Genomic DNA, 9,076 nt, shown 5'->3' on the forward strand with positions numbered 1-9,076 from the left:
ACAGAAAGCCGACTGTCCGTCTCGAGAGTTAATCGCAATGAGCGTGATGCAGTACAATCGCTGCTTTTATTCGCCAACCAGCCGGCCATTCCGATGATCGAACCCAAGCGCGTCTTGCGCGCCCTCGCTGAACACTGGGCACTTCTGGAGCCACTGTGCGAGCACTTCGACCAAGGCACCTTGAGCCTCAACGAACTGCGCACGCAACTGGGCGCCCAGCAACTGGACAGCACGCCGCAGGACATCACCGGCCTGCTGGACGTATGGATTCGCCTCGACATCCTGGTACCCGTAGCAAAAAGCCCGAACCGTTTCGAGCTCAACGCGCAGATCCATGACTTCCTGGCTTACCTGCGTCGTGAACACCGTCTGGGCCTGTGCCTGGAGATAGAGGCCTACTTGCGTCACCTTGAACGCCTGGCCGGTTATATCCAGGATGCGTTCGACGTTCGCGATGGTCACGACCTGGCGCGCCAGTTGCGCCTGCTGGACATGCGCGTACGGGACGTTTTGAAGAAACTTGCCAACGACGAACAGGCTCTTGTGGCCGTCGCCGAGCGCGCCAAGACCAGCGACCGGCAGATTCCGCTGCGCCAGCGTTACGCTGAAGTGCTCGCGACCTGGGACGAATATGTCGAACCGATGATCCAGTTAGTAAACGCTGACGGTGCTTTTGAGCAAGGTGTGCGTAAGGTCGAGAATGTCCTACTTAAAATGCTCACCGAACAGCAACGGCTTGGCCATCTGGTCGACGACGACATGCTGCTGCGCACCCACGCGCGCATCCTCGAAATGCAGACCAGCGCCCAGTTAACTCTGCGTCATGCCCGCGAGTTGTTGCTGCCGTTGCGTGAAGAGGCCCGCCGGCACAACGCCGTGACCCGTGGCGCGGCGCTTGCCTTGTCGGCCATTCGTCGCAAAGGCCTGGATTCGGTGCCGCAGGCCGCGATGCCCATGTTCACCCGGCCACAAAGCACCTTCCTTGGCAGCGCCAGTCAGGTCGAAGCCTACGTGTATGCACTTGCCCGTTTCGAACCGAAGCCGGCGCGTTTCCCCAAGGCTCACAAAACCCAGCAAGGCGAAGCCCCGCGTGCACCACGCACCGTTCGCGAAATGCTCGAACGCTGCGAAGACGCCCTGCCGATGCCGGACCTGATGTCCTGGTTGCTGGAACAGGAGCCGGACGGCGCCACCGACGAATTGCTGTACTGGTTCTCGCGCCTGTCCCGGGAAAAACGTTTCCAACGCGAACGTCTCGAACGCCGCGATTACCACACTCATGAGCACCAGGTCAGCCTGCGCTCCTTCGCCCTGCTCTCGGCCCGCGACTGCGCCGCCGAGGATTCCGCGAGCACACCAAATGCATCTTGATCTTTCCGAACTGTCCCAGTTGGCACCAATCTTCCGCGAGCTGTTCAAGGGCTACCACGTCAGCCGCCGTGATCCGGAGCTTTACGCGCAACTATCCAACTTCCAGGATCAGTACCGCACGCTGTTCAAGGCATTGGGGTTCGAGCTGGTCTGCGATACCCGCGGCTTCTATTATTTCGTTCCGGATCAGGCTGGCGCTGCGGTGAACAAGACAGCCCAGCGTCTGGCGCTGTTCACCTTCATTCTGGTCGAACACCTGGCAGATCAGGGCCGAGACCCGATCGCCGTGCTCGATGGTGGCAGTCTTGGTCGCGATGAATTGCCGTCGCTGTTGGAAAAGTACCGCGACCTGTTTATCCAGGCCGAAGTACAAACCGTCGAAGAGCTCGAAGAAAAAATCATGCGCCGCATGACCCAACTCGGTTTCGCCAGCGAAGAAAACGGCGTCTACCGTTTTCTGCCGCCGATGCACCGCTTCCTCGATGTCTGCCTGTCGGTGCAGCAGGACCGCGACCTGGCGGCCAGCCTGCACAGCGTGTTGCCGCTGCCGGCTCCAGTGCTGATCGATGACGACAGCGATGAAAAGCTGCTGCAAACCGATGACCCACTGTATCTGACCGACTTCGAAGAAGAAAGCGAAGAAGAGGCTATGGCCCGCGCCATCGCCGAAGAACAGGAGACCGACGCATGAGCAAGGAACGCTACGGCATACGCCGCTTCGCCCTTTTGAACACGGCCGGCTACAGCCTCGGCCTGTTCCCTCTGGAAGAGCCCCTGTCGGTTTACGGCGCAAATAACCTCGGCAAATCCGCCTCGATCAACGCCCTGCAGTTCCCGATCCTGGCGCGCATGTCGGACATGAGTTTCGGCAAGTACAGCCTGGAACAGTCCCGGCGCTTCTACTTCGCCTCGGACACCAGCTACATCCTCGTTGAAGTGTCCCTGCCCCATGGCCCGCACGTGATCGGCGTAGTGGGCCGCGGACCGGGTGGTGGTTTCGGCCACCAGTTCTTTGCTTATGCTGGCAAATTGGACCTGGCCCACTACCAGAAGAACGATACCTGCCTGCGTCAGAAAGAGTTGTTCACCAACCTTGAACGCGAAGGCCTGAAAGCCTACGAACTGAAACCGGACGAACTGCGCCGTTTGCTGGTGGGTGGTCACACATCGATTCCTCTGGACCTGACCCTGATTCCACTGCGTTCCACCAGCGAACAAAGCCTGAAGACTTTCCGCGCGTTGTTCATCAACCTGCTGCACATGCGCGAAATCACCGCAGCCAAGCTCAAGCAGCTGTTCCTCGACGCCTTCGAGCACAGCCTGCGCTCCGGCAGCGTGGACTACATCGCGGCGTGTGAAGAAGCGTTCCGCGATGTGCGCCGCATGGAGCAGGATTACAACTCGCTGGTCACCGCCGGCCCGCTGGTCGAAGCCCTTGCGGCCGGCGTAACCCAGCGCAATATCCTGCGCGGCAAACTGCACCGCATCTCGCCGCTGCTCGACTCATTGCTGGGCACCTGGTCGGACTATGCCAGTGCCCGCAAGGAAGAGCTGACCATTCAGGCCGAGCATTACGGCAACGAACAGGATGCACTGCAAAACGATCAGCGCGGCGGTACTCAGGAGCTGATGCGCCTGGAACGGGAAATTTCCGGCATCCAGCGCTGGCTGGGTGAATTGTCGGTACTGAAAAATCGCTTTGCCCTGGTAGATGACGTCAAGGTCCTCGAACAGCAATTGCTGGCGGCCAAAGATGCGCACGACGAGCTGGCCGGTGCGCTGGCCCAGTCACGCCAATTCAGCGCCGAAGATCTCGAAGAGCGTCTGCGCGACCTGGAGAAACGCCTGAAGTCGGTCAAGCAACAGCTCGATCATGCCGACAACAACAGCTACGCCCGTCTGCGCGAAGAATTCTCGCAACAGGACGTCGAACGCCTGATGCGCCTGTTCAACAGCGCGCTGTTCAGCCTGCCACTGGGTGAACACGGTATTGCGCTAGACGAAGACGGCCAGTGGGTCAAATCCATGGAGCTGATTCTGGATAGCTTCAAGGGTGAGCGTTTCGAAGTGCCTGGCGTGTCCATCGACCTGTCGCACATCGAGCCGCCGGCCCTGCAAGCCCTGGCGGACCGCGCGGCATTGCGCGACCAGAAAGAGCGCCTGGAAAAAGAACTCAAGCAGCTTAAAACCCAGGCGGCCGTGGCCGCCGACCGCGCTGCGAGCAAGACCCAGACCGAAGCGCTGTACCAGCAAGTGCTGGATGCGCAAAAGGCGCTGGAAGACTTCCGTCGCGCGCAAACCCTGAGTGCCGAAGAAGGTGACAAGCTGGAACAACTGGCCCAGATGGAAGCCGCCCAGGATGAGTTGAAACGCTCCAGCGATGCGTTCACCGAGCGAGTCCAGCAACTGTCGGCCAAGCTGCAATTGGTCGGGCGGCAGATCGGCGACATGGAAGCCAAGCAGCGCACCCTCGACGACGCCTTACGCCGGCGTCAGCTGTTGCCTGCGGACCTGCCCTTCGGGACGCCGTTCATGGACCCGATTGACGATTCCATGGACAACCTTTTGCCACTGCTCAATGACTACCAGGACAGCTGGCAGGGACTGTTGCGCAGCGATGGGCAGATCGATGCGCTGTACGCCCAGGTACGCCTCAAGGGTGTCGCCAAGTTCGACAGCGAAGACGACATGGAGCGGCGCCTGCAGTTGCTGATCAATGCTTACGCACACCGCACCGACGAAGCGCTGACCCTGGGCAAGGCCCGTCGTGCGGCGGTCACTGACATCGCGCGGACCCTGCGCAACATTCGCAGCGACTACGACAGCCTTGAGCATCAACTGGCCCTGTTCAACCGCGAGATCAACAAGCGCCAGGTTTCCAATCTGCAGAGCTTCCGCATCGTACTCGCGCCGAACAAGGAAGCGCTCAAGCACATCGACCAGATCATCCACAGCGCCGGCCAATACGAGGAAGGCGAGACCCTTTCTGTATTCGATCTGAGCCAGAGCGCCGATCAGGACAACAAGAACGAGGAGGCCAAGGAGTATCTGGCGCGCCTGGTTGCCGCCAATCACAACCAGCTTGGCCTCAAAGATCTTTTTGAGCTGGCGTTCGAGATCACCAAGGTCAACGGCCAGCCTGTCATCCACACTGACATCGATGGCGCTGCGTCCAACGGCACCACCATGACGATCAAGGCGCTGACTAACATGTACCTGTTGCTGCACTTGATGGACCGCGACCAGGCCGGACGGGTGCGCTTGCCCTACTACCTCGATGAAGCGGCGGACATCGACGAGAAGAACCAGGCTGCACTGCTGGAAACCAGCCTGCAACTGGGCTTCGTGCCGATTCTGGCGAGTGTTAAACCACAGGTTTGCGCCAGTGTAGCTATCGACCTGGAAGGCGGCAGCGGGCCGAACGGGATCTACATTGATGAGGCGGACTGGAAGTACATTCGCCGTCACGATGAAGTGAAGCCTGCGGTCAATGTGACAGCAGATGAACCGGAGCTGGATGCGGTCTGATCCTGCTTGATCCAACAAAAAGGCCGCAATCCAATGGACTGCGGCCTTTTTTATGGCGTTTTGGGTGAACCTGCGGGCCTGCTATTTGCCGATCGCGATCTTCGGTGCCCAAGTCAGCCATTCGTCTTCGAATTTATCGAACAACGGGAAGGTCTGCTCCGCACGCGCAGGATTACCCATGCGCTCGCCATCCGGGGTCGCGAAGGCGATGCCACCCTGGATCAGGGTTTCCAGGGACTCGGTGCGCATTGTCGCCCCCTTGAACAGTCCATAATCGAATCCGAAGCCGCTGGAGTTCCAGAACCGCGTACCGCTGCGCACCAACGGCGCATACTTAGGTTCAATCAGGATGTGGATCAGCACACGATCGGCTGTCTGGCCCAATTCATACCCCGTCACCTTGCCCACCGCTACTTCACGGTAGGTGACCGGCACGCCGATTTTCAACGAGCCTCGACGAGCCGCGCTCAACACCAGGCTCAAGCCGGGTTCGACCTTGGCTATTTCCGGCGGACTGGACAAAGCCACGAAACTCTTTTGTGGGCCCAGGCTCTTCAGCGCGGGTTGTACTTCAATGTATTGGCCGGTCACGAGGGTTTCCAGGTTCGCGGTCTTGATCAGCCCTAACTCCGGCTTGACCACCCAGAACTGACTGCCGACCCGGGCAATGCGCTCCGGTACTTCGGTAATTCGTGCAGTAAGCACCACGGACTGCAGGTCATCGGTGAGATCAACATCCTCGATCTTGCCGACATCCAGCCCCTTGAACCGCACAGCAGTGCCGCTGCGCAAACCGTCGGCACGGTCCACCTTGATGGTGACCAGGGTGCCTTTCTGGTTGGCCTCGTCGTGGCTGGGGAACAGGCGGAATCGTGGGATCCGCTTCTGCAGTGGCGCCTTGGCTTCCGGGGTCTCGAAAGCAATACCGCCGGCCATCAGGCTTTGCAATGACTCGCTCTTGACCTGGATGCCGCCGGTCAGCCCACCCGTGAGGGTGACTCCGCTGGCATTCCAGAATCGGCTGGAGGCATTGACCAGACCTTCATATTCCTTCTCGATGTGAACGCCGATCACCAGCTGTTTGCGGGTCTTGGAGAACTGATAGCTCTGGACCGAACCGACCTTCACCTGCTTGTAGAGAATCGGGCTGCCCACTTCCAGCGAGCCGAGGTTTTCGGTGAACAGAACCAGGTGCAGTCCGGGTGAGCGCAGATCCAGGGGCGGTGCCTTGGGTCGTGCGACGAATTCACGCTGCGGCGCCGCACCTTTGTCGCCAGGGCGTATAGCGATGTAGTTACCCTTCACCAACGCTTCCAGACCGGTGATGCCAGCGAGGGAAATCGAGGGTTTGACTACCCAGAACTGAGTGCCATCGACCAGATAGTCTTCGGCAAGCGGGTCCAGGGTTAACTCGGCAGTGGCCGCCGTCAGGTCAGGATCGACCTTGAGCGCCTTCAGGTTGCCGACCTGGATTCCCTTGTACATGACCGGCGTACGACCGGCCTGCAAGCCTTCGAAATCGCTGAGCTTGACCTTGATGCGGATACCGGCTGCCGCAGCGTCGAAATCTTCATAGAGCCGAAACGGCAGGCTCGGGTCGGTTGCCGGGCTGTCTTTGCGGTTCTCCGGGGTCGCAAAGGCAATACCGCCTGCAACGATGCTGGCCAAGGATTCGCTGCGCACTTTCACACCGGAGAGGTTAGCGTCGATGCTGATGCCGCTGGCGTTCCAGAAACGCGTGTGTTTACGCACCAGATTGGCGTAGGTGGGTTCAATGAAGACTTTGAGCTCGACGGTGCTTTGATCCTCAGATAGCAGGTAGCTTTTCACCTGGCCGACCTTGATTTGTTTGTAGAACACCGGGCTGCCACGGTTGAGCGAACCCAGGCGGTCCGCCTTGATGGTCAGGTGCAGGCCTGGCTTGGCGTCGGATAACGGTGGTTCTTCAGCAAGCGCCTTGAACTTGCGGGAGGGCTCACCTTCGCCAGGGCTGATCGCGACATAGTTACCCGATACCAGGGTCTCCAGGCCGGTAATGCCAGCCAGCGTGACGCTTGGCTTGACCAGCCAGAAGCGGGTGCTGGTGCGCAGGTATTGCTCGACATCCTTGTTCATCTCGACGGTGGCGATCACGCCTTTGGATGCGCCTTCGTCGTCAAGTTTAAGGGTCTTGACCTTGCCCACCGACATGCCCTTGTAGACAACTTCGGTCTTGTTGGCCTGAATGCCTTCGCCACTTTCGAACCGCACCTGAACCTCAATGCCGGTCTCGTTATAGGCTCGCCAGCCGAGCCAGCCCCCGATGATCAGGGCGATCAGGGGTAATACCCAGATAGCCGACCAGTTCGAGGCCGGTCGGGTTTTAGCTGTTGGCAAATCAGTCATGGTCGTCGTCCGACTCCGTGTTATCCCAAATCAGTCGGGGATCGAAAGTAACTGCGGCAAGCATCGTCAGAATCACCACGCTGGCGAACGCGATGGCGCCAAGATTGGCTTCGACGCTGGCAAGCCGTCCGAAATTAACGACCGCCACGAGGATGGCGATCACAAAGATATCGAGCATCGACCAGCGACCGATGAATTCGATAAAGCGGTACATCAGAATGCGCTGGCGAGCAGACAGCGGCTGGTGGCGTTGTACCGAGAACAACAGCAATGCAATGCCTACCAGTTTGAAGGTCGGCACAACAATGCTGGCAATGAACACCACTGCGGCAATAGGGATCATGCCGTGCTGAACCAACTGAATCACTCCGGACATGATGGTGCTCGGATCGCCCTGCCCCAGGGAGGTCACCGTCATGATGGGTAATATATTGGCCGGGATGTACAAAATTGCCGCAGTGATCAGTAATGCCCAGGTTCGCACCAGACTGTTCGGGCGGCGGTCATGTACCAATGCACCACATCGAGCACAGACCTGTTCGTCGGTGTCAGCGTCCTGCCTGTTCAATTCATGGCATTCAGTGCAAATCAGAATGCCTGCATCAATCGCCCGCATGGGCATCCTCTCCTGATAGAGCCTGCCAGATCTGATGCGGCGACATCACCACCTCCAGCCAGACCTGAACCAACAACAAACTGATGAAACATGCCAGACCTAGGCCGATGGTAATCGCTGCCATATCTGCCAGCTTTACAATCGCAACCAGGACACCCATGAGATAGACCTCGAGCATGCCCCAGTCGCGTAAATGGTGATAAATGCGATATAGCAACAAGCCGTAACTGCGGCCGACATCAAATCGGATGCTCAGCAACACCGCCAACTGGCAAAGCAACTTGAGCAGTGGGATGGCCATGCTGCATAGGAACACGACGACCGAGACGCCTTGCATGCCGGTGTCGAACAACCCTACAACGCCACTCCAGACGGTGTCTTGCGACGATTGCCCAAGTAGATTGAGCTCCATGATAGGTAAAAAGTTCGCAGGGATGAACAATAGAAGAGCAGCGATCACCAGGGCCAGACTACGTTGTACGACATTGTGCCGGTGCGCATAAAGCTCGTAGCCACAACGAGGACACAGTGCTTTTTCACCATGGGCGAGTTGCGGCTTGCGCATCAACAGGTCGCACTCATGACAGGCTACCAAGTCTTCCAGCGGTAATTCTGACAGCCCGGGGGCGTCAACCGAATCTGGCATAAAGGCTCTGGCCTCCGAAATAGTTGGACCTATTCTAGTGTCCTGAACTGAAAATAACTGTGCCTATTTGTGGTCCAAATAATTACTTTTGTTCCAGACAAAAACAAAACCCCTACCTGCATACGCAGATAGGGGTTTTGGAATTTAATCTTGACGATGACCTACTCTCACATGGGGAAACCCCACACTACCATCGGCGATGCATCGTTTCACTGCTGAGTTCGGGATGGGATCAGGTGGTTCCAATGCTCTATGGTCGTCAAGAAATTCGGGTACTGAGTCGTGGCCAGTTGGCCTCGCTTCAGCAAATTGGGTATGTGATAGCTTTCGGTGTTTTGTGAGATATCAAACTTTCGGTTCGTTTCGTCTTCACACACCGCAATCTGGTGCTCTTTCGTGTAGTCAAATTGCTTGGGTGTTATATGGTCAAGCCTCACGGGCAATTAGTATTGGTTAGCTCAACGCCTCACAGCGCTTACACACCCAACCTATCAACGTCGTAGTCTTCGACGGCCCTTCAGGGGACTCAA

The 9,076-nt window shown here is 58.1% G+C and carries 6 protein-coding genes and 2 rRNA genes; 3 read left to right on the top strand and 5 right to left on the bottom strand.

The genetic code is table 11. The features are described from left to right. Positions 1 to 93: 93 nt before the first annotated feature. The 3 genes from mksB to mksF are packed head-to-tail and all read left to right on the top strand — an operon-like array spanning position 94 to position 4,899. Positions 94 to 1,371 carry an Mks condensin complex protein MksB gene (gene mksB, locus L9059_RS22635; RefSeq protein ID WP_247293128.1) on the top strand — a complete coding sequence of 426 codons (1,278 nt, stop codon included), beginning with the start codon at positions 94 to 96 and terminating at the stop codon, positions 1,369 to 1,371. After that, complete coding sequence (mksE, locus tag L9059_RS22640) at positions 1,361 to 2,062, top strand: Mks condensin complex protein MksE (RefSeq protein ID WP_247293129.1); 702 nt, start codon at positions 1,361 to 1,363, stop codon at positions 2,060 to 2,062. Before mksB ends, mksE begins: the two co-directional genes overlap by 11 nt. Further along, on the top strand, positions 2,059 to 4,899 hold the full coding sequence (gene mksF / locus L9059_RS22645; protein WP_247293130.1) for an Mks condensin complex protein MksF: 2,841 nt from the start codon (positions 2,059 to 2,061) through the stop codon (positions 4,897 to 4,899). The genes mksE and mksF overlap by 4 nt, the downstream gene beginning before the upstream one ends. 81 nt (positions 4,900 to 4,980) lie before the next feature. Here the strand turns inward: mksF and L9059_RS22650 are convergent, their stop codons facing one another. The 5 genes from L9059_RS22650 to L9059_RS22670 all read right to left on the bottom strand — a co-directional run. Beyond that, entirely contained in the window at positions 4,981 to 7,284 is a 2,304-nt protein-coding gene (locus L9059_RS22650; RefSeq protein WP_247293131.1) for a PqiB family protein, read from the bottom strand. Continuing rightward, positions 7,277 to 7,900 (bottom strand): paraquat-inducible protein A, encoded by a 624-nt coding sequence (locus L9059_RS22655; RefSeq protein ID WP_247293132.1) that lies wholly within the window; start codon positions 7,898 to 7,900, stop codon positions 7,277 to 7,279. The genes L9059_RS22650 and L9059_RS22655 overlap by 8 nt, the downstream gene beginning before the upstream one ends. Further along, the gene (locus tag L9059_RS22660; protein WP_247293133.1) at positions 7,887 to 8,546 is read right to left on the bottom strand and encodes a paraquat-inducible protein A; all 660 of its coding nucleotides are present in this window, start codon (positions 8,544 to 8,546) and stop codon (positions 7,887 to 7,889) included. The genes L9059_RS22655 and L9059_RS22660 overlap by 14 nt, the downstream gene beginning before the upstream one ends. Positions 8,547 to 8,694: 148 nt before the next feature. Beyond that, positions 8,695 to 8,810, bottom strand: a 5S ribosomal RNA gene (gene rrf, locus L9059_RS22665). 158 nt (positions 8,811 to 8,968) lie between these two features. Beyond that, positions 8,969 to 9,076 (bottom strand): 23S ribosomal RNA (locus L9059_RS22670); the annotation flags it as partial.

It is taken from the genome of Pseudomonas violetae, assembly GCF_023072615.1.
Lineage (GTDB): Bacteria > Pseudomonadota > Gammaproteobacteria > Pseudomonadales > Pseudomonadaceae > Aquipseudomonas > Aquipseudomonas violetae.